A 21,989-nucleotide genomic window follows, 5' to 3' on the forward strand; every position below is an offset into this window, starting at 1 on the left:
GTTCCCACCCGCAGGAAAAACGCCCTCAGCCGGTGCGCCGCCGGTATTTAACGGTTTCAAAACGGGCCGCCAGCGCATCGTAAAGCAGCAGGCGACCGGTGAGCGGTTCACCGATACCCGTCACCAGCTTCACGACCTCCATGGCCTCCAGCGTGCCCATCACGCCGGTCAGAGCGCCGACAATGCCGGCTTCCGCGCAGCTGGGCACAAGCCCCGCCGGCGGCGGCTCGGGAAAGAGGTCACGATAGCCCGGCATGAGATTGCCATCGGCATCGCGTTCGAACGGTTTGAGCACGGTGAGCGATCCGTCGAAGCGCCCGACAGCTGCCGTCACGAGCGGCCGTTCCACCGCCTCACAGGTGTCGGCCAGCAGGTAGCGGGTGTCGAAATTGTCCGATCCGTCCACCACCATGTCGTAGGTGGCGATGATCCCGGCAGCGTTCTCCGCATCAAGCCGGATAGGATGCGTCTCGACCGTCACATGCGGGTTGATGCGGGCAATGCTTGCCCTGGCGCTCTCGACCTTCTCCATGCCGACACTGTCCGTGTCATGGATAACCTGTCTCTGCAGGTTGGAGAGCGAAACCGTGTCGTCGTCAATCACGCCCAGCGTGCCGATGCCGGCGGCCGCAAGGTAACAAAGCACCGGCGCGCCGAGCCCCCCGGCGCCGATCACCAGAACACGCGCCTTCTTCAGTTTTTGCTGCCCGGCTCCACCGATTTCCGGCAGAACGATATGGCGGGCATAGCGCTCCAGCTCGGTGTCGGAAAGTGCGGCGGGGAACGTCGTTGTCTCGGCCATGGGGCGATCTTATCCAGCGGGAGGAAGCGTGTCAGCGTTGTTCGTGGATCGCGCCGGCAGATACGGATAAAAACTGCGCGCGGCCTTCGATGGCCGAGAACAGGCTCGCCTCCGTACCGGTCATGAAGGCCTGACAATTCAGCTCTTCAAGGATCGAAAAGAGCGCTGCCCGCCGATCCGGGTCGAAATGCGCGGAAATCTCGTCCAGAAGCAGGATCGGCGCGGTTCCCGAAAGCTCGCCCGTCAACCGGGCATGCGCGAGGATCAGGCCCACCAGAAGCGCCTTCTGCTCACCGGTGGAGCAGCGGGCCGCCGGCATGTCCTTGGGCACGTGGCGCACGAGAAGATCGCTGCGATGCGGACCTTCCAGCGTTCGCCCCGCGGCGCGGTCACGCGGCCGCTGGTCGCACAGAACGGCGCGGAATTTCTCCTCCACGTCGACGGCGGCGTGCTGTCCGATCGCTTGGTCGATGGTGCCCTCCAGCGCAATCCCGGCGGTGGGAAACGGACCATCTTCGGGCAGACGCTCGTTCATCGCGGCGAGCAGGCGCACCATCTCGGCACGCGCGGCGGCAATCGCCACGCCGGTTCCGGCCATCTGCGTTTCTATGGCGTCGAACCAGCCGCCATCGCGCGAGTCTTCCGCAAGCAGCCGGTTGCGCGCGCGCATCGCCTTCTCATAGTCGAGGGCGCGTCGGCCGTGCGCCGGGTCGATGGCGAGAACGAGCCGGTCGAGGAAGCGCCTGCGGTCGCTGGCAGAACCGGTGAAGAGCGCATCCATGGCCGGTGTCAGCCACAGGACGCGCACCCACTCGAGCATGGCGTCGGCTGTCCGTGCGTTCTCGCCGTTGATGCGCAGGCGACGTCCACCCGTTTCCGCTCCCGGCTGCAGGCCGGCAGTGCCGGTTCCGATCTCGCATTCGCCGAACGGGCCTTCGAGCTTCGCATGGATGGCAAAGCCCGTTCCGGCACCTTCGCGCGCGACATCATCAAGCGTGGCGCGGCGCAATCCGCGACCCGGCGAGAGAAAGGAAACGGCCTCGAGCAGGTTCGTCTTGCCTGCGCCGTTCTCGCCGGTCAAAACCACCGCCCCCGGCGAAAGATCAAGCGCCAGGGCATGATAATTTCGAAAGTCGGTGAGGCTCAGCCTGGTAGCGTGAACCTGGGCTACGGCCTGCCTGCCGGATGTCTGGTCGACCAAGGGGGAGCCAATGCCGGCGCGCTCTAGACGCGCATCGGCATCAGAACGTAGAGCGTGCTTTCGTCGCCTTCGTCCTGCACGAGCGTGGGTGAGCCTGCATCAGCCAGGAGGAAGCGCGCTTCACTGCCCGAGAGCTGCGCCGCCACGTCCAGAAGGTAGCGGGCGTTGAAGCCGATCTCGATCGGGTCTGCCTCGTAGTCGGCGGCAAGCTCTTCGGTTGCCGAGCCCGAGTCCGGGTTGTTCACCGTCAGTGTCACCTGTCCTTCGGCAATGCTGAGCTTCACCGCCCGTCCGCGTTCCGAGGAGATCGTCGACACGCGGTCGACGGCCGAGGCGAAGGTCTGACGGTCGATCACCAGTTTCTTGTCATTGCCGGTCGGAATGACGCGCTGATAGTCGGGGAAAGTCCCGTCGATCAGTTTCGAGGTGAGAATGACGCTGCCGATGGTGAAGCGGATCTTTGTGTCCGAGAGCTCGACCGTAACAGCCACATCCGGATCGTCGACCAGTTTCTGTAGTTCACCGACCGTCTTGCGCGGGATGATGATGCCGGGCATGCCTTCAGAGCCCGCCGGCGCTTCCATCTCGGCGCGTGCGAGACGGTGGCCGTCGGTCGCCACCGAGCGCAGCTTCAGCCCGCCATCGGCCTCGATCGTGTGCAGGAAGATACCGTTCAGATAGTAACGTGTCTCCTCGGTGGAGATGGCGAACTGGGTCTTCTCGATCAGCCCTTTCAGATCGGCCGAATCGAGCCGGAAGATATGGGAGAAATTGCCGGCCGAGAGCTCGGGAAAATCGGACTGCGGCAGGCACTGGAGACGGAAGCTCGAGCGCCCGGCCACCACGGACATGGCGTTGCCGTCCTCATCGGTCTTCAGCATCACCTCCGCACCGTCGGGCAGCTTGCGCACGATGTCGTAGAGCAGATGCGCCGGAACGGTCGTTGCGCCGGCCTGCTCGATGGTCGCGCCCGCAGCCTCGCTCACTTCCAGGTCGAGGTCGGTCGCCTTCATTTGCAGGCTTGCGCCATCCGCGCTGAGAAGCACGTTGGAGAGAATCGGAATGGTGTTGCGGCGTTCCACCACGCGGTGAACATGGTTCAGTGACTTCAGGAGGGTGGAGCGTTCGAGAATAACACGCATGACCAATCAATCTCACTTGAATGAAGAATAGCCCTGCAAACATGGCGCATGTTCAGGACAGCCGTGAACAGGCTTCGATTTCCGTCAAAATGACAGGAAATCGACAAGAAACGCAAGCCTTTCACGGCGTTACGCCCCGGTTCCTTCCGGTTTTTGGGGAAAACGCACTGCCCGCAGGGAAGCAGGAGCGCGGAAGATAAGAAAAGACCGGCGGGCGCGCCGCCGGTCTGTCAAAATCGCTTCGGGTGCCGTCTTGCCGTCACGGGCTCCGGCGGCCCCGCCAGCCTCAGGCCTGATCGCTGATCAGGCGCTTCAGAAGCTCAATCTCCTGCGCGAGCTGCCTGTCGCCGTCGGTCAGGCCCTCGATCTTGCGGACCGCGTGCAGCACCGTCGTGTGATCGCGTCCGCCGAAACGACGGCCGATTTCCGGCAGGGAGCGCGGCGTCATGACCTTGGAAAGATACATGGCCACCTGGCGCGGCTTGACGATGGTGCGTGTGCGGCGGTTCGAAAGCAGCTCCGTCTTGGACACGTTGTAGTGCCGCGCGACAATGCGCTGGATGTCCTCGATGCGCACGCGTTTCGGTTCGCCGGCGCGGCAGACATGGCCGAGGATTTCGTCGATCCTGTCGATGGTGATCTGCGGCTCGAAGGAGTGGCGGAACAGAAGCTGGTTGAAAGCGCCCTCCAGTTCGCGGCCGCTGCCGGTGACCGAGCGCGCCACATGCACCAGAATTTCTTCTGGGATGTCGAGCGAACCGTCTTCGGCCTGCGCACTCGCCAGACGCTGCTTCAGGATCGAGAGCCGCATGGCGAAATCCGGAGCGCCGATCTCGAGAGAGACGCCGCCATTGAGGCGCGACTTTACGCGCGGCTCGAGCGATTCCAGCTCTGAGGGCGGGCGGTCGGCCGCCACCACCACCTGGCGCGCACTGTCGAGCAGCATGTTGAGCAGGTGGCAGAACTCGTTCTGGATGGATTTGCCCTGCAGAAACTGCATGTCGTCAATGATCAGGAGGTCGATGTCGCGCAACTGCTCTTTCAGGGTCAGGGCATTGTTGTCGCGGATCGCGGTGGCGAAACGCCACATGAAATACTCCGCCGTCAGATAGACGACACGGGCCTGCGGCTTGCGGCGCAGCGACTCGGCTGCAATCGCCTGCAGCATATGCGTCTTTCCGAGCCCCACTGAGGCATGAAGAAAGAGCGGGTTGAAGCGGATCGCATTGGAGTCCGATTCGGCCACGGTGCGCGCAGCGGCACAGGCGACGCGGTTGGAGGCGCCCTCGATCAGGGAATCGAATGTGTACCGGCTGTCGAGCGGCGAGCCCAGAATGTTCGAACGCCCGTCGGCCTCGGGCAATTTCGCCGGATTGGCGCGTGCGGACGGTGCTCCGGCCAGCGTGCCGGAGGCAAGGGCCGTCTGCGGACGGCTCGCAGCCTTGCGCGCGGCTGCCGGCTTGTTTTCCTGCGTTGCCCGCACATTGCGCGTGGCAGTCCGCACCACAATCTCCACCTTGAGAGTGTCGGGTGCTTCCTGCTTCCACAATTCGGTGATGAGGTCGAGATAGTGACCATTGATCCAGGAGCGCAGAAAAGCCGTGGGCACAGAGATCCGCACGCAGCCCTTCGAGGCTTCCATCAGCTTCATGCGACCGAACCAGCTGGAATAAACTTCGCTTCCCAGGCGTGCACGGAGCTGCGTTTTTACGCGCTCGAAAATCGCCTCGGACGGTCCCGCCTTGCTGTCGCTCTTACCTGCTTCTGTTGTCTCCTTGCCCTCCTGCTGAGACATCTGCTCCTGAAAAGAAAATCCCCCCGTCGTTTCCCTTTCCGCGCCGCTTTGCATTCCTCGTGTCCCTGTCGTTTTGAGTGGTGTTTTTAACGGCCGGGTCCTTGCCACAAGGCTGTCTGCCCCTGCCCGGTCCGTTCTTTTTATGATGATCGTAGGTCCGCCTGGTCTCTGACCCCAAAACTCTCCTTGGCTCTCTACAGCGGCATGGCCGCCGTTGAAACAGATTTATGCAATCACCGGTTGATTTTCTGTGCCGGCGGTCATGCAGCTCGTGCTCGTCTGGTCTCGACGCGAATGCGTCTCCATTGGGTCCCCGACAAACGAGCTGGCGAGGCTTGTTTCGAGAGCGCGCAAAAACCCCACGCGGAAGAAAAAACCGCGTCGCAATGGGTGCCGATTTGGGCTTAAGTCATCGGGCTTTTTTCTGCCCTCTCGATGGCCTGACATTACCGAAATCCTTGTGGAAAGGGCAAGGGCGGGGCTGCCGCTTTTTTCTCGAATCTGGTCTTGTGCGGAGCGCAAAAATCGGCATCGCCCAAGGGGCAGATGGATAAGCCTTTTGGATTCAAAAGCCTTTTCTAAATGCGCGCGCTTCACGCGCGCTGCGAAAAAAAATCTTAAAAAAGAGCTTGACATTTCAGCGTTGAATTTCCGCTGAGCGTGACATGGGTAACCTGTGGATAAACTTTCACAACCCTATGAAATAAAAGGCGAATATCGGTTTGGCCGAAATTTAACGGGATGCTTATGTGACGAAAATAATACGATTCTCAAACACTTAGGGTCACAAACGCAAAAGGCTGGCCTGTGACAACACAGGGTTGTCGCAGGCCAGCCTTTTGAGAGGCAAAGAAAAACCCGGCTGGAAAGCCGGGTTCATCTCTAAGTCTGCTAAAAAGCGTCAGGCGCCGAGCGCCTTCACGCGCTGCGCAAGGCGAGAGACCTTCCGCGACGCCGTGTTGCGATGCAGGACACCCTTGCCCGCAGCGCGCATCAGCTCTGGCTGAGCAGCCTTGAATGCGCTTTCCGCTGCTGCCTTGTCGCCGGTGGCCAGTGCTTCTTCGACCTTGCGAACGAAGCTGCGCACACGCGAGCGACGGTTCTTGTTAACCGCAGTACGGCGAGCAATCTTGCGCACCGCCTTCTTGGCCGAAGTCGTGTTGGCCATGTGTCCTCTCTATGTCTCTACAAATCCTGCCGCGATCAGTGTCACGCGGGCGCAAAACAAAAAGGGCAGCCGCAGGGCCACCACAGTCGTGGCGGCTTATAGTGGAGCTTTCGGGCAACGTCAACGCCTATTGGCGCCTATCCCTCCTGATCGCACCTCTCGCGATCAGCGATTTTTGAAGTTGGCAGACCGCTTCTCGGTAAATGCGGCCATGCCCTCCTTCTGATCGTCCAGAGCGAACATTGCATGAAACACACGGCGCTCGAAACGCAGGCCTTCGGCAAGGGTGGTTTCGTAGGAGCGGTTGACCGCCTCCTTGGTCATCATCACCGCCGGCAGGGAGAAGCCGGCGATGGTATCGGCCGCCTTCAGGGCTTCCTCGATAAGCTCACCGGGTGGCACGACGCGCGATACCAGGCCGGAGCGTTCGGCTTCCCCGGCATCCATGAAGCGGCCCGTCAGGCACATGTCCATGGCTTTTGACTTGCCGACGAAACGGGTCAGTCGCTGCGAGCCGCCCATGCCCGGCATGACGCCTAGCGTGATCTCGGGCTGGCCGAATTTCGCATTCTCGGCGGCGATGATGAAATCGCACATCATGGCCAGTTCGCAGCCGCCGCCCAGCGCATAGCCTGCCACGGCAGCGATGATCGGCTTGCGCACGCGGGTCAGCCCGTCCCAGCCCGCGAAGAGGTCTTCCATATAGGCGTCCACATAGGACTTGGATGCCATCTCCTTGATGTCGGCTCCGGCGGCGAACGCCTTCTCCGATCCGGTGATGACGATGGCGCCGATCCGTGGGTTCTCGTCGAACGCCTCCAGCGCCCCTACCACTTCCTCGAGCACCTGGGAGTTCAGTGCGTTGAGCGCCTTGGGGCGGTTCAGAGTGATCAGCCCGACGCGCTCCCGCGTCTCCACCAGGATCGTCTCATAAGCCATGGTCTGGTTTCCTCTCCGTTATATGTGAATTGCCAGGGTAAGGTTCTGACCCTAGCGCTGGCAGTTCGGACAATAAAAGGTCGACCGCCCGCCCTGCACGATGCGGCGAACGGTGCCGTTGCATTCGTCATGAGCGCATGCGTGTCCCTCGCGGCCATAAACCTTGAAGGCGTGCTGGAAGTAGCCAAGCGATCCATCCGCCTTTACATAGTCCCGCAGGGATGAGCCGCCGGCTGCGATTGCTTCTGCGATGACGGCGCGGATCGACGTCGCCAGACGCTCGCATCGCTCCGAGGTTCCGCGTCTGGCGACGATTGTATCGGCGCTGCGCTTCGGCGAAAGCCGTGCGCGCCACAATGCTTCGCAGACATAGATGTTGCCGAGACCCGCGATCACCCTCTGGTCGAGCAATGCGGCTTTCAGCGGTGTGCGCTTCCCGCGCAGGCGCTCGGCAAGCAGTGCTCCGTCCAGTGCGTTTCCGGTCGGCTCGATGCCAAGCGTCGCCAGCAGGGGGTGGCTGTCCAGCGGGCCTTCATCGTGCAGAAGCATGAAGCCGAACCGGCGCGGGTCGTTATAGACCACTCGAAGGGTCCGCCCGTCGCCCGAAGTCAGGTGAAACACAGCGTGGTCGTGTTTCTCCGCCTTGGATCGCGGATGGTGGAACGCGCCAGGTGCCTGTTGCTCCTCGTCGTCCTGGTCGATGCGGAATGAGCCCGACATGCCGAGGTGGCAGAGCACCACGTCTGAGGTCTCAAGATGGATCAGCAGATACTTCGCCCGCCGCCCGAGCGCGATGATTTCTTGCCCCCGGAGCCGCTCGGCGAACCCCCTGGGAAAAGGAAACCGCAGATCCGGGCGCCGCAATTCGACGGAATCGATATGCGCCCCTTCCATGATCGGCTGGAGTCCACGACGGACGGTTTCGACCTCCGGCAGTTCAGGCATGTCTGGAAAGCTCACTCGGAATGGATTGACCGTGGCTGCCGGGCGGCAAACCCCGATATGCGGGGAGCCTGAATGCCATTCCGGCCGCGGCGCATGCCTCGGGCATCTGCCCGCGCGCGCCCGCACCGGGACCGTTTAGCGATCCGGTTTCGGCAGCGTGTTCGACGCCGAAGAAAGCCAGACCGAAAAGGAATACGCACGCCATATCCGCTCACTGTCGCTGCCCTGCCGTCAAAGACATAGAAGGGCAGCGGAGTCTTTGCAATCGTGCGGCGCTGTGTCCTGTCAGCAATCGTCGCAGGGGATGGTGCTGCTCATGCGCGGGCGCAGGTGGAAGCGTTCGCTCATCTGAAGATTGTCGAGACCCGCCATCGCCGTCAGGCCGGCAGATTTTGCGCCATCCTTCGACCATGTGAGGATGGGCTTATAGCCAAGCGAGACAGTTGCACGGATATAAAAGGCTCCCTTGATCTCCAGTTCGGGGGGAAGGGTCGTGGTGCTGCCTTCTTTAAGACCGGCTGAGGCGGTTCCGTTCTTTAGTTCACGCGACCAGACCACCTGGACCTTCGGATTCCTTTCATCGGTCACCTGGATCGCCGTCAGCGTCAGGGTCGGTGTGGAGCGATTGTAGGGCTTCATGATGGCGCCGCCGATCTTCATGATGGCGTCGATTTCACCGGCCGTGATCGAAGGCTGCTGGGCGATCAGGTCGCCCGCCATGTTCGCCGCGCGGCTGACCTTCTTGTTCACATCGATCGCCTGGCCGAATTCCAGTGTCAGGAAATACATCGCGAACAGGATGGGCGCGATGATCGCAAACTCGATGGCTGCCACGCCACGCCTGTTGCGGGCGAAATCGCCCAGGGTTGATAAGATGCCCGTCTTTGCGGGTTTCGCATTGTCGTTGAACGTCATTGCCTGGTCCCCCACGACCCGTTGCCAACAGTTAGAATGGTTCGTTCTGCCAGGTATTCGTCGAGAAAAGCAGAAGCTTGCCGTCCGGAAGCCGATCCGCCAGCATGTTCGTTACCACCGGCCAGCGGTAGTAAACGCGCAGCATGTTCTTCGTGAGTGCCGGCCCGAGTTCGGTCTTGGTGTCGATGCTTCCGTCGTCATTGAAGCCGAGGTTTGACCTGGCGGCGTCCTCGAACGTGTCGAACTGCCGAAGATCCACTTCCAGCCCGGGGCAGGTCTCGGACATCAGTATGGACATTCGGCCACACAGAAGGTCCCGAAGTTTCGTTTCGTTCAGCTCACTGCTGCGAACCTGTCCGGTACGGAACAGCCGCGCGACGTCATCCGTCGCGTTGGCCAGAAGCTGTTGTGCTGCAAAGCCGATGCAGGCTTCCAGAATCACAAAGATCAGAAAGAAGAACGGGAGGCCGAGAAAGGCGACCTCGATGGCCGCCACGCCTTCCTCATTCTTGATGAAACGGCCGAGCAGACGGCGCCGAAATGGCGCGCGACACGCTTTGCCTTTTGTTTGATGGCCCATAGCCAGCCCCTGAAATGTGCGTTTGTCAGGGAGGACTATAACCAGCCCCGGTTGCATTCCGGTTTTGACGGCAGCTCAAATTGCATCGTTCTGGTTTGCGTTTTGTAAACCCTGAACGGTGCTGCGCACGGCGCTCGTTGAGCCCGGAGCGCGATGCCGTTTACTGGTTGGCGCTGATCTCGGCTTCGGAGGTCCGCTCCGCGTCCGTCTTGTAGGAGCTTTCGCAGTAGGGCGTGCAGGAAAGCGTCTGCACATTGGCCCTGCGATAGATGCGGACCGAGCTTGCAGACTGCCGGCTGACGACGACCTGTTCATCGACAATCGGTTGACCATCCAGGTCGAGAACGACGAGATTGGTCACGCCGAAACCCTTGCCGGTGAGAACGATGGTCGTCGCATCCTGTACGGCGGCGTCGGCGATCTCGGGGTTACCGATAACGATCGTGTCCGCCTCGCGTGCAAGCTTGACGATCTTCGCCTGGTTCATCACCACCTCAATTGCTGCCTCGTTCGCCGGGGCGGTGCCCGGCAATGCAACCAGACCTGCGATCAGGCAGGCTGTCTTCAAGGCAGTTCCAGTCTTGGAAAATACGGCGCGCATTACCCTGCTCCCCACGTCAAGCTGAAGAGACTATGAACATCATTGGTGAACCAAGGGTTAAGCGCACGGATGTCTGGCGCAGCAGCGGCAGCATTTGTGGGCTATATATAAAGTGTCTTCCGTCCGTCCGCTCGGGCATCCCCGTTTTAGAGTGCTGTTAACCAATGCTCGCGCTTTGAGGCGGCAAGGTTTTGGTAAGGGTGTTTCTTAAGCAGGTTGAAAGAGCTCCCTCGTATGGTCAGGCCATCCGATCAACACAACAAAAAACGTTGACGGTCTTGCTGAACAAAAACGCGGAAGAGGAGTTTTCCCAAATGGCAAATCTGTTTGCACGTTTCATGAAAGACGAGTCCGGCGCCACGGCGATCGAATACGGCCTTCTGGCTGCTCTGATTGCAGTTGCGATCATCGGCGGCGCCCGTGCCATCGGCACCAACATCGGCACGACCTTCACCACGGTCGGCGGTGCGCTCGGCGGCGGTGGCGGCGGTGGCGGCAACCCGTAATCCGCTTCTGCGATAACCACGCGCAATGACCATAAAGGCCGTCCTTCTTCTCCGAAGGGCGGCCTTTGCTTTTCCAGAAGCTGCTTTCTGCCGGTTTATCAAGTTTTAAGCGACGGCCTGCATAACGGAAGAGAAAAGGGGTGCCGCATCATGCTCGAAGCAGTCATACTTGTTGTTTTTCCGTTCTGCATGGCCTTTGCAGCGGTCTCCGACCTTCTTTCCATGACCATCGCAAATCGTGTGTCTCTGCTGCTGCTTGTCGCGTTTGCCGTCGCCGCACCGATGATCGGTATGGACTGGCAGCAGATCGGAATGCACGTCGCAGCAGGCTTTCTCATTCTGTCGGTAACCTTTGTGCTGTTCGCCGTTGGCGGGATGGGCGGCGGCGATGCGAAGCTTCTTGCAGCGACCGCAGTGTGGTTCGGCTTCAGCCCTGCGCTGATCCAGTACCTTCTGGGCGCGGCGATCCTCGGAGGCGCACTGACGCTTCTGATCATCAGTTTCCGGAATTCGTTCCTTGGCTACATCTCGGGAAACAACGTATTCCTGCGTAACCTCGCCGATCACAATACGGGGGTGCCCTATGGCATCGCGCTGGGCCTCTCCGGGCTTGCCGCTTATCCCGAAACGCCGCTCATGCAGTGGGCGCTTGCCCGCCTTGCAGGGCTTTAGCATCGTACAGTTCAGCCTGCGAGCAGCGCTTCCAGCGCCCATAAGAGCCTGACCGTTGCGCCCCGATGTTTCATCGGGGCGTTCCTGCTTTCCGGCCTAGAATAATCGCTCAACTTTAAATTAATCATTTCTGTAAGCTTCGCGTTAACCATAATTTGACGATTGGCCCTCCATTCTCCGCTTCACGCAAGGGAAGTCCGAGTACGAGGGGCGGAGTCATGAGCAAATCCCGGATCGTCATCTTAGGAGTGGCCGTGCTGGCTGCCCTTGGCGCCGGTTATGTGGCCAAGAATCTGACGGCGCCGGCTCCGCAGCAGCCGATAGCGAGCGCGGGACCGGAGGAGCCGGCCATTGATCTGGTCGATGTTCTGGTCATTGGCCAGGACGTGCCCATGGGCACCGAGCTCGGCAGCGCCGTTAGCTGGCAGGCCTGGCCGACGGACAACATCAACGCAAACATGATCACCCGGAACGAGAGCCCCGAGGCGCTGGAAGAGCTGCGCAGCTCCATTGCGCGTGTCGCGCTCTATACCGGCGAACCGCTCAGGCGCTCCAAGCTCATTGGCGAGGGCATGAGCTTCATGTCGGCCATTCTGCCCTCCGGCAAGCGCGCCGTCGCCACGCAGATTGCGGCCGACACCTCGGCAGGCGGTTTCATCCTTCCCAATGATTATGTCGACGTCATCATGACCCGCCGGGCGCAGGACAGCGGTACGGCAAACGGCTTCATCACCGAGACCATCCTGAAGAACATCAAGGTCCTGGCGATCGACCAGACCATTCAGGAGGACGAGGAAGGCCGCCGCGTCAAGGTGGGTGAGACGGCAACGCTGGAACTGACGCCGGAGCAGGCAGAGATCATCACCGTTGCGCAGCAGATGGCCGATCGCCTCACGCTGTCTTTGCGGGCGATCACTGACACGAACGAAACATCGGAGAACGACGGATCCTATCTCGTCTCGGGCAGAGGCAGGGGCAACAGCGTCCGTCTGATCAAGTCCGGTGAAGTCACCGAAGTGGGGACCCGGAAATGATGAAGCGCGCGAATGGGGCGAGGGCCGTGAAACAGTCAGGGCGGGAAATGCGCAGCAATCTGAAGCTGACCGCGCGTCTCTTGTTGGGATGCGCAACAATGCTGGCCGTCCAGGTCGCCTTACCGGCTGGCCCGGCATTCGCCGAACAGAACGTCGTCAAGGCGCGAGGCGGATCCAATGTGAGCCAGCGCGTAAAGCTTGGCCTCAACAAATCGCTCGTGCTCGACCTGCCGAGCGACGCCTACGACATTCTGGTCGCCAATCCGTCGGTCGCCGACGCCGTGACACGCACCGCACGGCGCATTTATCTGTTCGGCAAACAGGTGGGCGAGACCAACATCTTCGTGTTTGGCGCCAATGGCGAGCAGATTGCCAGCCTCGACCTCGCAGTGGAGCGCGATGTTGCGGGTCTCGAAGACTATCTCAAGCGCTTCATCCCGAATTCCGATATCGATGTTGAACTGATCAACGACAACGTTGTTCTCACCGGCACCGTTGAAACGCCGCTCGACGCCGCCCGTGCCGCGCAGCTCGCGCAGATATTCGTCACCGGTGGTGAAGCCACGACCGGCCAGTATTCCCAGAGCGCGGCAGCGCCCACCGATGGTGGCGGCGTGGCGATCAACAACCCCGACCAGAAGCGCCAGACAAGCCGGATCGTCAACATGATCCAGATCATCGGCGAGGATCAGGTCACACTGAAGGTGACGGTTGCCGAAGTTAGCCGCTCCGTCATGAAGCAGCTTGGCGTGAACATGATCGGTTCGGGTAGCGCCGACGGCATCTCCTGGGGTGCCGTGGTCGACAATGCCTTCGGGCTCGGCAAACCGCTTTCGCCCACTCAGTTCTCGGTCGGCGGATCGCTGATCGACGCCTACATCAATGCCATGGAACAGGCCGGCGTCATGAAAACGCTCGCCGAGCCGGCCCTCACGGCCGTTTCCGGCGAGAAGGCCACGTTCCGCGTTGGTGGCGAGTTCAACATCGTCACGTCTCAGGAAGTCGACCCCGATACAAACGCACTGAAATACGAAGTCGAGAAGATCGACTACGGCATTGGCCTGGAGTTCCTCCCGACCGTTCTTTCGGCGGGTCGCATCAGCCTGAAGATCCGTACACAGGTTTCCGAACCGACGATGCAGGGGTCGGAGACCTTCTTCGCGGGCATGGGGCGCGGCCAGCGCTACCGCAACGCTTCGAGCATGAATGCGATTTCGATCCGCAAGCGCCTGGCCGACACCACGGTCGAGTTGCCGTCCGGCGGGTCGATGATGATCGCCGGCCTCGTGCAGGATGACGTGCGGCAGGCGTTCAACGGGGTTCCGGGGCTCTCAAAGGTTCCCGTGCTCGGCGCGCTGTTCCGCAGCCGTGACTTCGTTCGCAACGAAACGGAGCTGGTGATCATCGTGACACCGTTCCTGTCCAAGCCGACGGCGCGCACCGCGCTGGCGAAGCCGGATGACAATTTCACACCCGCCAGCGATGGCGCGGGAATGTTCCTTGGCCGGGTCAATCGGGTCTACGGAACCATGAAAACCAACCTGCCCAATGGCCGCTACCACGGCGTTGTCGGCTACATCTACAAATGAGCTGGGGGAAGGTCATGCCGGGGGTGGTCATGATGAAGAACACAACACGGAACACACAGCGGGCCAGGCTCACCGGCACGGCACTCGTCATCTGCACGGCCATGCTGATGGCCGGATGTGCGGCAAAGCGGGATTCGGTCATCGTCGGCTCGATACCGGACGACTACCGCACCAATCACCCGATCGTCATTTCCGAAAAGGCGCAGGAGATCGACCTGCCGATTGCCGCCTCCGCCCGGAAGATGTCCCGCGACCAGATGAGCACACTCGCTGGTTTCATGAGCGGCTATGACCGGCGTTCCGGCAGCACGGTTTCCGTGCTCGTGCCCTCGGGATCGGTCAATGAACTCGGCGCGTCCAACGTCGCCTCCCAGATCACGCATCTGCTTCAGAACCAGGGGGTTCCGCCGGAAAACATCTCCGTGGTGTCCTATCAGGCTCTGGCGCCCGACACTGCACCGCCGATCCGTGTCTCCTATCCGGTGGTCAAGGCATCCACCAATCAGTGCGGCCGCTGGCCGGCAGATATGCTCGATACGACCGACAACAAGCACTACGCGAACTTCGGTTGTTCCTATCAGAACAATCTCGCCGCCCAGGTCGCCAATCCGAATGATTTCCTCGGCCCGCGCAAGCAGGGTGAGATCGATGCCGAGAACCGCATGGGCGTGATCGACAAGTATCGCGGCGCCGAGAGCATTTATAAACCAGGCAAGGTGTCCGAAGACTTCCGGGCCGCCAGAGAGATCGCGTACTAGGCGAGGGGCATGACATGAGCAATCTGGCCTACGAAACGGATCACGAGGATCTCGCCCCCGAAGACGGCGCGTCACCGGCGCTGCAGAAGCTGCGCCCGATCCCGAGGATATCGATTCAGGCGTTCTGCGAGACGGACAGCGTCGCCAACCCGATCGAACGGGCGGGCGAAGATCGCCGCATGGCGAAAACCCATCTCAAGGTGCATATGGGCGGTGTGGCGACAGCGGTCGAGTTTTATCAGACCGCGGCCACGCCGAACCTCGTCATCGTTGAATCGTCCAGTGAACCGAGAGAATTACTGGCCTCGCTTGAGGAACTGGCGGGGGTCTGCGATCCCTCGACGAAAGTCATCATCATCGGGCACTACAACGATGTCTGGCTCTACCGCGAGCTGATCCGCGCCGGCATTTCTGAATATGTGGTTGCACCGATCTCCATGGCTGACATTGTCAGCGTGATCGCCAACATCTTTGTCGATCCCGAAGCCGAGCCACTTGGGCATTCCATTGCATTTGTTGGCGCCAAGGGCGGGGTCGGTTCGTCCACCGTGGCCCATAATGTGGCCTGGGCGATCTCGAACCTGTTCGAGAATGAAGTCGTTGTCGCCGATCTGGATTTGCCTTTCGGCACGGCCAATATCAATTTCGATCAGGATCCCGCGCAGGGCATCGCCGAGGCGGTGTTTTCGCCCGAGCGCATCGACGAGGTCTATCTCGACCGCCTTCTGGCGCAGTGCGCGGAGCGGCTTTCCCTTCTGGCGGCGCCTTCCACGCTCGATCGCGTGTATGATTTCGATCCGGAAGCCTTTGCGCAGATCATCGATACGACACAGCGCACCGCGCCGGTGCTGGTTCTCGACGTTCCGCATGCCTGGAACGGCTGGACCAAGACCACCCTCGCGCAGGCCGACGAGATCGTCATCACAGCCACACCGGACCTTGCCAACCTTCGCAACACGAAGAACCTGATCGACACGCTGAAGAAGTTGCGGCCCAACGACAAGCCGCCGGTTCTTCTGCTCAATCAGGCAGGCATTCCGAAGCGGCCCGAGATTTCGCTGGAAGACTTTGCAGAGCCGCTCGGCGTGATCCCGGCAGCGACGATTCCGTTTGAGCCGCAATTGTTCGGCAATGCGGCCAACAATGGTCGCATGCTGGGCGAAATGGACGCCAGCAACCCGATCGTCGAGACGATCAACGATCTCGCCCATGTGCTGACAGGCCGGCGTGATGTGAAGCCAAAAAAGAAGAGCGGTTTGTCCGGCATCCTGGACAGGTTGAAACGCAAGAGCTGATACGGATTGGTAGCGTCAGATGTTCGGAAAGAGAGGGACAGGCGTCCCGCATCCCACAGCGCCGCACACCGAAACCCCGAAGTCCTTTTCGGGCGGCACCGACGTATTGACGCCGGAACGGCCCGCATCTCCGAGTCCGCAAAATGCCGCGCCTGCCACGCAGGATCCTGCCCCGCGGCCCCGGGCTGAGGCACCCAGGCCCACGCCGTCCGCACCGCCACCCCCGCCGCCGGCGCGGTCGCCGCAGCCGGCCCGGGCACGCAGCGAGTCCTACTATGACACCAAGAGCCAGGTCTTTTCGGCGCTGATCGAGACCATCGATCTCTCGCAGCTCGCCAATCTCGACCCCGATAGTGCGCGCGAGGAAATCCGCGACATTGTCAACGATATCATCGCGATCAAGAATTTTGCGATGTCCATCTCCGAGCAGGAAGAACTGCTCGAAGACATCTGTAACGACGTGCTCGGCTACGGCCCGCTGGAACCGCTCCTGGCGCGTGACGACATCGCCGACATCATGGTCAATGGTGCCGAGCATGTTTACATCGAGGTGAACGGCAAAGTCGAACAGACCGGCGTGCGCTTCCGCGACAACCAGCAGCTCCTCAACATCTGCCAGCGCATCGTCAGCCAGGTGGGCCGCCGCGTCGATGAATCGAGCCCGATCTGTGATGCGCGCCTGCCCGACGGCTCCCGTGTGAACGTCATCGCGCCGCCGCTCGCCATCGATGGCGCGTCGCTCACCATTCGTAAGTTCAAGAAGGACAAGCTCACCCTCGACCAGCTGGTCCGCTTTGGCGCTATCTCGCCGGAAGGCGCCGAGCTTCTGAAGATCATCGGCCGGGTGCGCTGCAATGTCCTGATCTCGGGCGGCACCGGTTCGGGCAAGACGACGCTGCTCAACTGTCTGACGAGCTTCATCGATCTCGATGAGCGCATCATCACTTGCGAGGACTCCGCCGAACTGCAGCTTCAGCAGCCGCATGTGGTACGGTTGGAAACCCGCCCGCCCAATCTTGAAGGCGAGGGTGAAGTCACCATGCGCGACCTGGTGCGCAACTGTCTGCGCATGCGCCCCGAACGGATCATCGTCGGCGAGGTTCGCGGCCCCGAAGTGTTCGATCTCCTTCAGGCGATGAACACGGGCCATGACGGTTCGATGGGAACGATCCACTCCAACAATCCACGTGAGTGTCTGAACCGAATCGAATCCATGGTCGCCATGGGCGGTTTCACGCTGCCGCAGAAAACGGTGCGGGAGATCATTGTCGGTTCGGTGGATGTCATCATCCAGGCGACGCGCCTGCGCGACGGTTCGCGCCGCATTACCCATGTGACCGAGGTGATCGGCATGGAGGGTGACGTGATCATCACGCAGGACCTCATGCTCTACGACATGAAGGGCGAGGACGCGAACGGCAAGATCATTGGCGAGCACGTATCGACGGGCATCGCGCGGCCGCATTTCTGGGACCGCGCCCGTTACTATGGTGAAGAGCAGCGTCTGGCGAATGCGCTGGAAGCGATGGAAAGGAAGTCTGACTAAAATGTCAGCGGCTTCCTGTTCCAGTTTGAGCGGGTAAAACCATGTTTGGAATGGACATCACTCTGATTGCATTCGTGCTTCTGGCCGGCTGTAGCGCTGGCGCGGTGGCCTATGCGCTGATGTTCAACAACATGGCGGCAGAAAAGAAGGTCGGCCGCCGGCTGGATACCGTCAAGCGGGCGCAGACCGACCAGATATCGATCAAGGCGTCGCGCGACCGCGTGGCCGAAACGGCGAAACGGCGCAAATCCATCCAGGATTCCCTGAAGGATCTGGAAGAACGGCAGAAGAAGCGCGACAGCAAGGTCCGCAAGCCGCCGCTCAAGATGCAGCTCAAACAGGCCGGAATGAACGTGACTCCGGAGCGGTTTCACATCATTTCTGCGATCTGTGCGCTGGTGTTTACTCTGGTGATTTTCATCCTGGGCGCTCCGCTCCTTGTTCTCCCGGGCGCGCTGATTGTCGGAGCGCTGGGCCTGCCGCGCTGGTTCGTTGCCTGGAAGCGCCGTGGCCGGGTTAAGGCATTCCTGAACGAGTTTCCCAATTCGCTCGATGTTATCGTGCGTGCGGTGAAATCGGGCCTGCCGATCAATGATGGCATCCGCCTGATTGCGAGCGAGGCGCAGGAGCCTGTGCGAACGGAGTTTCGGCGCATTGTTGAAGCCCAGCAGATGGGCGTTTCGACGCCGGAGGCCTGCCTGCGGATGGGTGAGACGATGCCCTGCCCCGAAGCGAACTTCTTCGGCATTGTTATCCAGATCCAGTCGCAGGCGGGCGGCAATCTCTCTGAGGCGCTGTCAAATCTGTCGCGGGTTCTGCGTAACCGCAAGAAGATGAAGGCGAAGGTTCAGGCGCTTTCGATGGAAGCCAAGGCATCGGCCGTTATCATCGGTGCCCTGCCATTTGTCGTCGCGTTCCTCGTCTATCTCACCAGCCCGACCTACATCATGCCGCTTTTCACGACGAGCGCGGGGCATCTGATCCTGGGCTTCTCCGCACTGTGGATGACGATCGGCATTCTCGTAATGCGGAACATGATCAATTTCGAGGTTTAGACAATGCCTTCAGATGCCGTCGGAAGTATCATCGAGCCCAGTTTCCTGATTGCAATTCTGGTTGCGGTGGCGGTTTTTGCAACGGTGTTCACGCTTTTGCCGGCGTTTGGCGGCCATCCGCTGAAATCCCGTATGAAAAGCGTTGCGCTGGAGCGTGAGGAACTGCGGGCGCGGCAGCGCGCGCGTCTGGCCGCCGAGGCTGACAAGCGCCGTCGGGGCCTGCGCGAACATCAGTCTGAAGGCATGCGCGCCATCGTCGATCGGCTCGACCTGCGCCGCGCGCTGGCCGATGATGCAGCGGTGGCCAAACTGCGCACAGCCGGCTTCCGCGGCCAGAACCCGCTGACAAAGTTTCTGTTTTTCCGGCTCGTTCTTCCATTTGTGACGCTGCTTCTGGCGGGCGTCTACATTTTCATGCTCGGCGGGCTGCCCGAGCAGCCTTTGTTTGTGAAGGCCTTCGTCTGCATCATCGCCGCCTATGCGGGCTTCTATGCACCGGTGCTGTATGTCAGCAACCTTGCGGCAAAGCGCAAGAAATCGATCCAGCTTGCATGGCCGGACGCGCTCGATCTGATGCTGATCTGCGTTGAATCGGGCATGTCGATCGAAGCTGCATTCCGCCGTGTGGCGGACGAGATCGGCGCCCAGTCGGTCGCGCTGGCCGAGGAGCTGGTGCTGACGAATGCCGAACTCTCCTTCCTGCAGGAACGGCGTCAGGCTTATGAGAATTTCGCCGCGCGCACCGGGCTGGAGACGGTGAAGAGCGTCACGCAGGCGCTGATTCAGGCCGAACGCTATGGCACGCCCGTCAGCCATGCGCTCAGGGTTCTTGCGGACGAGAGCCGTGAAATGCGCATGAACGAGGCGGAGAAAAAGGCGGCCGCACTGCCACCCAAACTCACCGTGCCGATGATCCTCTTTTTCATCCCTGTCCTGTTCGCCGTCATTCTCGGGCCGGCCGGCATCCAGATCAAACAGCAGGGCCTGTTCTGAAATCATAGAAAAGGCCGCTCGAAGCGGCCTTTCCAAAACTTGTACCTTGGAAATGAAGCGCCGTTACTGGCGCTTCTTCTGGTTGTCGTCGGAGATCTGGCTCCACGCATTCTGCTGTGCGAGCATGGACCGCAGATATGCGACATTGGCTTCGGCCTGTTCAGGCGAAAGCTCTTGCCGGGCGAGCTGTTCAGCTTCGCCAAAACGTCCCTGAAGCCCGACGACCAGCGCCAGGTTCTGCCGCACACGGCTGTCGGCGCCGGAAGCCTGCACTGCCTGCCGCATATAATGCTCTGCCGATTTCAGATCGCCTTCGAGCAGATATGACATTCCCATGTTCGAAAGGACGGAAGGCTCACCGGGCTTTAAATTGAGCGCCTGGCGATAGAGCGTCCGGGCCGCGTCCTTCTGGCCGAGCTGATCCAGGATCGCGCCTTCGGCCGATTGCAGGCGCCAGTCGGGATATTCGGGCGTCTGCGCCCGGCGCACTGCATCAAGCGCAGGCTGAAGCTCTCCGGCTGCCGCCAGTGCCTTGCCATAGGCGGCCAGCACTTCGCGGTCCTTGGGATGATCGATGGCAAGCTTGCGCATCACTGCCAGAGACTGGTCGACGCGCCCGGTCATCTGGAGCACGGAGGCGTACCGCAGTGCCGTTGCCTTGTCCTTGGTGTTCTGTGTGTAAGCGCGACCGAGGGAGTCAGCAGCGCTCCGTAGTTGCGGTTCGCTCATGGTCGCAACGTTGGAAGCGGCCTTGGGCGTGCTGCGGCTGATCGAACCGGTGGTCATACGGTCTCTGGCGCAGCCGGCCACTGACACTGCCATAATCAGCGCCAGGGCCGTCATGGTTATCCTGTTTGCGGTTGCATTCGTGCGCTGTTCGGTAAACATCTGCGCGCGCCCTCCGATTGGCTTCGGCCGTTTTCCGGCCAACTCTCAACAGAGAGAAATATTCTGTTAACCCTAACGGAGCGTTAAAACGCGCCGCAAAACCTGAACGTGGAGACAACAAATGCCCGTCACGCTCCTGAGCTCGAAAGAGGTTTCATCGCTGCCGGTTTATACGGTCGAGGCCGATAACCTGGACGCCTGCGATGCACCCAAGGACGCCATCGCCTGGGCACGGGCAAACGGCTTTTCGGGCGCCTCGGGCAGGGTTTTGACGATACCGGGCAAGAACGGCGCGGTGGTCGGCGCGTTCTTCGGACTTGGCGAACCGGATGCCGCCAATCCGCTTGCCGCCGGAGCGCTGGCCCGTCATCTGCCGGAAGGCGACTGGCACTTTGCCGCTCCGCCGAAAGGTGCCGAACTCGCCACCCTGGGCCTGATGCTCGGCTCCTATGCCTTCACGCGCTATGGCAAGAAACCACGCAACGCGCTTCGCTTCGCCGTTCCCGAAGGGGTGGATGCAGGCCGCGTCGAGCGGCTGGCCAATGGCAGCGTCCTTGCACGCGAGCTCATCAACACGCCTGCCGGCGATATGGGGCCCGATGCGCTTGAAGCCGCTACCCGCGCACTCGCCTCGGAGCATGGCGCAACGCTGGCGGTGACGGCGGGTGAGGACCTCCTCACGGAAAACCTGCCGATGATCCACGCGGTTGGCCGCGCTGCCGAGGCCGCGCCGCGCCTTCTCGATCTGCGCTGGGGGCGGGAAGCAGCGCCAAAGGTCACGCTTGTCGGCAAGGGGGTCTGTTTTGATACGGGCGGCCTCGATCTCAAACCCGCCGCCGGCATGCTGCTCATGAAAAAGGACATGGGCGGCGCGGCCAATGTCCTTGGACTTGCCTCGATGCTCATGGCGGCAAAGCTCGACATTCGCCTGCGTGTGCTCATTCCTGCCGTGGAGAACGCCGTCGCCGGCAATGCCTTCCGTCCCGGCGATGTGTTGAACAGCCGCAAGGGGCTCACAGTCGAGATTGGCAACACCGATGCCGAGGGCCGGCTGGTGCTTGCCGATGCGATGGCACTCGCGGACGAGGAAGAGCCGGAGCTCCTGATCGACATGGCGACGCTAACCGGTGCTGCCCGTGTCGCGCTCGGGCCCGATGTGCCGCCGTTCTACACCGATGATGAAGCGCTGGCGGGAGCCCTGGCTCGGGCCTCTGAGGCGGTCGCCGACCCGCTCTGGCGCATGCCGCTCTGGAAGCCTTATCTCTCACGTCTCGATTCCAAGATCGCCGACATCAACAATGTTTCGCTCGATGGCTTCGCCGGTTCGCCGATTGCCGGTCTCTTCCTTGGCCGTTTTGTGGAGAAGGCGAAGAGCTGGGCGCATTTCGACATCTATGGCTGGAACCCGGCAGACAAGCCGCACGCTCCGGTCGGCGGCGAGGCGCAGGGCATCCGCGCGATCGAACGCGTTCTGGTGGATCGCTACGGGAGTGCGTCCTGACAAAGCGTCAGTGGACACTTGCACCGGCCTGCCTTTCGCGGCATGAATGAAACGGAACCGAAAC

General features: G+C 61.2%; 21 protein-coding genes. 10 read left to right on the top strand and 11 right to left on the bottom strand.

What is annotated here, in order from left to right; all coding sequences use genetic code 11:
* Positions 1 to 25 precede the first annotated feature (25 nt).
* The 10 genes from BLW55_RS13395 to BLW55_RS13445 all read right to left on the bottom strand — a co-directional run bounded on the left by BLW55_RS13395 (position 26) and on the right by BLW55_RS13445 (position 10,088).
* The gene (locus tag BLW55_RS13395; protein ID WP_007010193.1) at positions 26 to 802 is read right to left on the bottom strand and encodes a molybdopterin-synthase adenylyltransferase MoeB; all 777 of its coding nucleotides are present in this window, start codon (positions 800 to 802) and stop codon (positions 26 to 28) included.
* A gap of 31 nt (positions 803 to 833) precedes the next feature.
* Positions 834 to 2,003 carry a DNA replication/repair protein RecF gene (recF, locus tag BLW55_RS13400; RefSeq protein WP_090329137.1) on the bottom strand — a complete coding sequence of 390 codons (1,170 nt, stop codon included), beginning with the start codon at positions 2,001 to 2,003 and terminating at the stop codon, positions 834 to 836.
* A 23-nt stretch (positions 2,004 to 2,026) separates the two neighbouring features.
* Positions 2,027 to 3,145 carry a DNA polymerase III subunit beta gene (gene dnaN, locus BLW55_RS13405; protein ID WP_090329138.1) on the bottom strand — a complete coding sequence of 373 codons (1,119 nt, stop codon included), beginning with the start codon at positions 3,143 to 3,145 and terminating at the stop codon, positions 2,027 to 2,029.
* A gap of 286 nt (positions 3,146 to 3,431) precedes the next feature.
* Entirely contained in the window at positions 3,432 to 4,868 is a 1,437-nt protein-coding gene (dnaA, locus tag BLW55_RS13410) for a chromosomal replication initiator protein DnaA (protein WP_040665473.1), read from the bottom strand.
* A gap of 973 nt (positions 4,869 to 5,841) precedes the next feature.
* Complete coding sequence (gene rpsT / locus BLW55_RS13415; protein ID WP_007010565.1) at positions 5,842 to 6,108, bottom strand: 30S ribosomal protein S20; 267 nt, start codon at positions 6,106 to 6,108, stop codon at positions 5,842 to 5,844.
* Positions 6,109 to 6,273: 165 nt separating this feature from the next.
* Positions 6,274 to 7,047, bottom strand: coding sequence for an enoyl-CoA hydratase (locus tag BLW55_RS13420; RefSeq protein WP_025030869.1), 774 nt, complete (start codon positions 7,045 to 7,047; stop codon positions 6,274 to 6,276).
* A 51-nt stretch (positions 7,048 to 7,098) separates the two neighbouring features.
* Positions 7,099 to 7,992 carry a bifunctional DNA-formamidopyrimidine glycosylase/DNA-(apurinic or apyrimidinic site) lyase gene (mutM, locus tag BLW55_RS13425; protein WP_025030870.1) on the bottom strand — a complete coding sequence of 298 codons (894 nt, stop codon included), beginning with the start codon at positions 7,990 to 7,992 and terminating at the stop codon, positions 7,099 to 7,101.
* A gap of 285 nt (positions 7,993 to 8,277) precedes the next feature.
* Positions 8,278 to 8,907 carry a TadE/TadG family type IV pilus assembly protein gene (locus tag BLW55_RS13435; protein WP_090329140.1) on the bottom strand — a complete coding sequence of 210 codons (630 nt, stop codon included), beginning with the start codon at positions 8,905 to 8,907 and terminating at the stop codon, positions 8,278 to 8,280.
* Positions 8,908 to 8,938: 31 nt separating this feature from the next.
* Entirely contained in the window at positions 8,939 to 9,487 is a 549-nt protein-coding gene (locus BLW55_RS13440) for a TadE/TadG family type IV pilus assembly protein (RefSeq protein ID WP_090329141.1), read from the bottom strand.
* A 160-nt stretch (positions 9,488 to 9,647) separates the two neighbouring features.
* Positions 9,648 to 10,088 carry a pilus assembly protein N-terminal domain-containing protein gene (locus BLW55_RS13445; RefSeq protein WP_065817351.1) on the bottom strand — a complete coding sequence of 147 codons (441 nt, stop codon included), beginning with the start codon at positions 10,086 to 10,088 and terminating at the stop codon, positions 9,648 to 9,650.
* Positions 10,089 to 10,402: 314 nt separating this feature from the next.
* On the opposite strand from BLW55_RS13445, the gene BLW55_RS13450 reads away from it, so the two are divergent.
* From BLW55_RS13450 to BLW55_RS13490, 9 genes are all read left to right on the top strand, one after another.
* Complete coding sequence (locus BLW55_RS13450) at positions 10,403 to 10,594, top strand: Flp family type IVb pilin (protein WP_090329142.1); 192 nt, start codon at positions 10,403 to 10,405, stop codon at positions 10,592 to 10,594.
* Positions 10,595 to 10,744: 150 nt separating this feature from the next.
* Entirely contained in the window at positions 10,745 to 11,266 is a 522-nt protein-coding gene (locus tag BLW55_RS13455; RefSeq protein ID WP_090329143.1) for an A24 family peptidase, read from the top strand.
* Between the two features lie 218 nt (positions 11,267 to 11,484).
* Positions 11,485 to 12,300: a Flp pilus assembly protein CpaB gene (cpaB, locus tag BLW55_RS13460; RefSeq protein ID WP_007010847.1), complete on the top strand. Its 816-nt coding sequence runs from the start codon at positions 11,485 to 11,487 to the stop codon at positions 12,298 to 12,300.
* Positions 12,301 to 12,398: 98 nt separating this feature from the next.
* The gene (locus tag BLW55_RS13465) at positions 12,399 to 13,889 is read left to right on the top strand and encodes a type II and III secretion system protein family protein (protein ID WP_086008168.1); all 1,491 of its coding nucleotides are present in this window, start codon (positions 12,399 to 12,401) and stop codon (positions 13,887 to 13,889) included.
* 29 nt (positions 13,890 to 13,918) lie between these two features.
* Entirely contained in the window at positions 13,919 to 14,647 is a 729-nt protein-coding gene (locus tag BLW55_RS13470; RefSeq protein WP_090329997.1) for a CpaD family pilus assembly protein, read from the top strand.
* Positions 14,648 to 14,661: 14 nt separating this feature from the next.
* Positions 14,662 to 15,942, top strand: coding sequence for a CpaE/TadZ family protein (locus tag BLW55_RS13475; RefSeq protein WP_007010844.1), 1,281 nt, complete (start codon positions 14,662 to 14,664; stop codon positions 15,940 to 15,942).
* 19 nt (positions 15,943 to 15,961) lie between these two features.
* A complete protein-coding gene (locus tag BLW55_RS13480; RefSeq protein WP_090329144.1) occupies positions 15,962 to 17,488 on the top strand; it encodes a TadA family conjugal transfer-associated ATPase in 1,527 nt (508 codons plus the stop codon).
* Positions 17,489 to 17,529: 41 nt separating this feature from the next.
* Positions 17,530 to 18,543 carry a type II secretion system F family protein gene (locus tag BLW55_RS13485; protein WP_007009183.1) on the top strand — a complete coding sequence of 338 codons (1,014 nt, stop codon included), beginning with the start codon at positions 17,530 to 17,532 and terminating at the stop codon, positions 18,541 to 18,543.
* A 3-nt stretch (positions 18,544 to 18,546) separates the two neighbouring features.
* Positions 18,547 to 19,536 (top strand): type II secretion system F family protein, encoded by a 990-nt coding sequence (locus BLW55_RS13490; protein WP_090329145.1) that lies wholly within the window; start codon positions 18,547 to 18,549, stop codon positions 19,534 to 19,536.
* Positions 19,537 to 19,599: 63 nt separating this feature from the next.
* On the opposite strand, the gene BLW55_RS13495 is transcribed toward BLW55_RS13490, so the two are convergent.
* Complete coding sequence (locus BLW55_RS13495; RefSeq protein ID WP_007009185.1) at positions 19,600 to 20,424, bottom strand: tetratricopeptide repeat protein; 825 nt, start codon at positions 20,422 to 20,424, stop codon at positions 19,600 to 19,602.
* Between the two features lie 121 nt (positions 20,425 to 20,545).
* Between BLW55_RS13495 and BLW55_RS13500 the strand changes: the two genes are divergently transcribed.
* Entirely contained in the window at positions 20,546 to 21,925 is a 1,380-nt protein-coding gene (locus BLW55_RS13500; RefSeq protein ID WP_090329146.1) for a leucyl aminopeptidase family protein, read from the top strand.
* Positions 21,926 to 21,989 lie beyond the last annotated feature (64 nt).

It is taken from the genome of Nitratireductor aquibiodomus, from assembly GCF_900105565.1.
In the GTDB taxonomy this organism is placed as follows: domain Bacteria; phylum Pseudomonadota; class Alphaproteobacteria; order Rhizobiales; family Rhizobiaceae; genus Nitratireductor; species Nitratireductor aquibiodomus.

Bases quoted from the DNA above. Each gene is read 5' to 3' on its own strand.
- BLW55_RS13420 (WP_025030869.1), bottom strand. From the start codon at position 7,047: ATGGCTTATGAGACGATCCTGGTGGAGACGCGGGAGCGCGTCGGGCTG.
- BLW55_RS13490 (WP_090329145.1), top strand. From the start codon at position 18,547: ATGCCTTCAGATGCCGTCGGAAGTATCATCGAGCCCAGTTTCCTGATT.
- BLW55_RS13455 (WP_090329143.1), top strand. From the start codon at position 10,745: ATGCTCGAAGCAGTCATACTTGTTGTTTTTCCGTTCTGCATGGCCTTT.
- BLW55_RS13470 (WP_090329997.1), top strand. From the start codon at position 13,919: ATGATGAAGAACACAACACGGAACACACAGCGGGCCAGGCTCACCGGC.
- mutM (WP_025030870.1), bottom strand. From the start codon at position 7,992: ATGCCTGAACTGCCGGAGGTCGAAACCGTCCGTCGTGGACTCCAGCCG.
- BLW55_RS13435 (WP_090329140.1), bottom strand. From the start codon at position 8,907: ATGACGTTCAACGACAATGCGAAACCCGCAAAGACGGGCATCTTATCA.
- BLW55_RS13495 (WP_007009185.1), bottom strand. From the start codon at position 20,424: ATGTTTACCGAACAGCGCACGAATGCAACCGCAAACAGGATAACCATG.
- BLW55_RS13440 (WP_090329141.1), bottom strand. From the start codon at position 9,487: ATGGGCCATCAAACAAAAGGCAAAGCGTGTCGCGCGCCATTTCGGCGC.
- dnaN (WP_090329138.1), bottom strand. From the start codon at position 3,145: ATGCGTGTTATTCTCGAACGCTCCACCCTCCTGAAGTCACTGAACCAT.
- BLW55_RS13395 (WP_007010193.1), bottom strand. From the start codon at position 802: ATGGCCGAGACAACGACGTTCCCCGCCGCACTTTCCGACACCGAGCTG.
- BLW55_RS13450 (WP_090329142.1), top strand. From the start codon at position 10,403: ATGGCAAATCTGTTTGCACGTTTCATGAAAGACGAGTCCGGCGCCACG.
- cpaB (WP_007010847.1), top strand. From the start codon at position 11,485: ATGAGCAAATCCCGGATCGTCATCTTAGGAGTGGCCGTGCTGGCTGCC.
- BLW55_RS13485 (WP_007009183.1), top strand. From the start codon at position 17,530: ATGTTTGGAATGGACATCACTCTGATTGCATTCGTGCTTCTGGCCGGC.
- BLW55_RS13500 (WP_090329146.1), top strand. From the start codon at position 20,546: ATGCCCGTCACGCTCCTGAGCTCGAAAGAGGTTTCATCGCTGCCGGTT.
- BLW55_RS13445 (WP_065817351.1), bottom strand. From the start codon at position 10,088: ATGCGCGCCGTATTTTCCAAGACTGGAACTGCCTTGAAGACAGCCTGC.
- BLW55_RS13480 (WP_090329144.1), top strand. From the start codon at position 15,962: ATGTTCGGAAAGAGAGGGACAGGCGTCCCGCATCCCACAGCGCCGCAC.
- rpsT (WP_007010565.1), bottom strand. From the start codon at position 6,108: ATGGCCAACACGACTTCGGCCAAGAAGGCGGTGCGCAAGATTGCTCGC.
- BLW55_RS13465 (WP_086008168.1), top strand. From the start codon at position 12,399: ATGCTGGCCGTCCAGGTCGCCTTACCGGCTGGCCCGGCATTCGCCGAA.
- BLW55_RS13475 (WP_007010844.1), top strand. From the start codon at position 14,662: ATGAGCAATCTGGCCTACGAAACGGATCACGAGGATCTCGCCCCCGAA.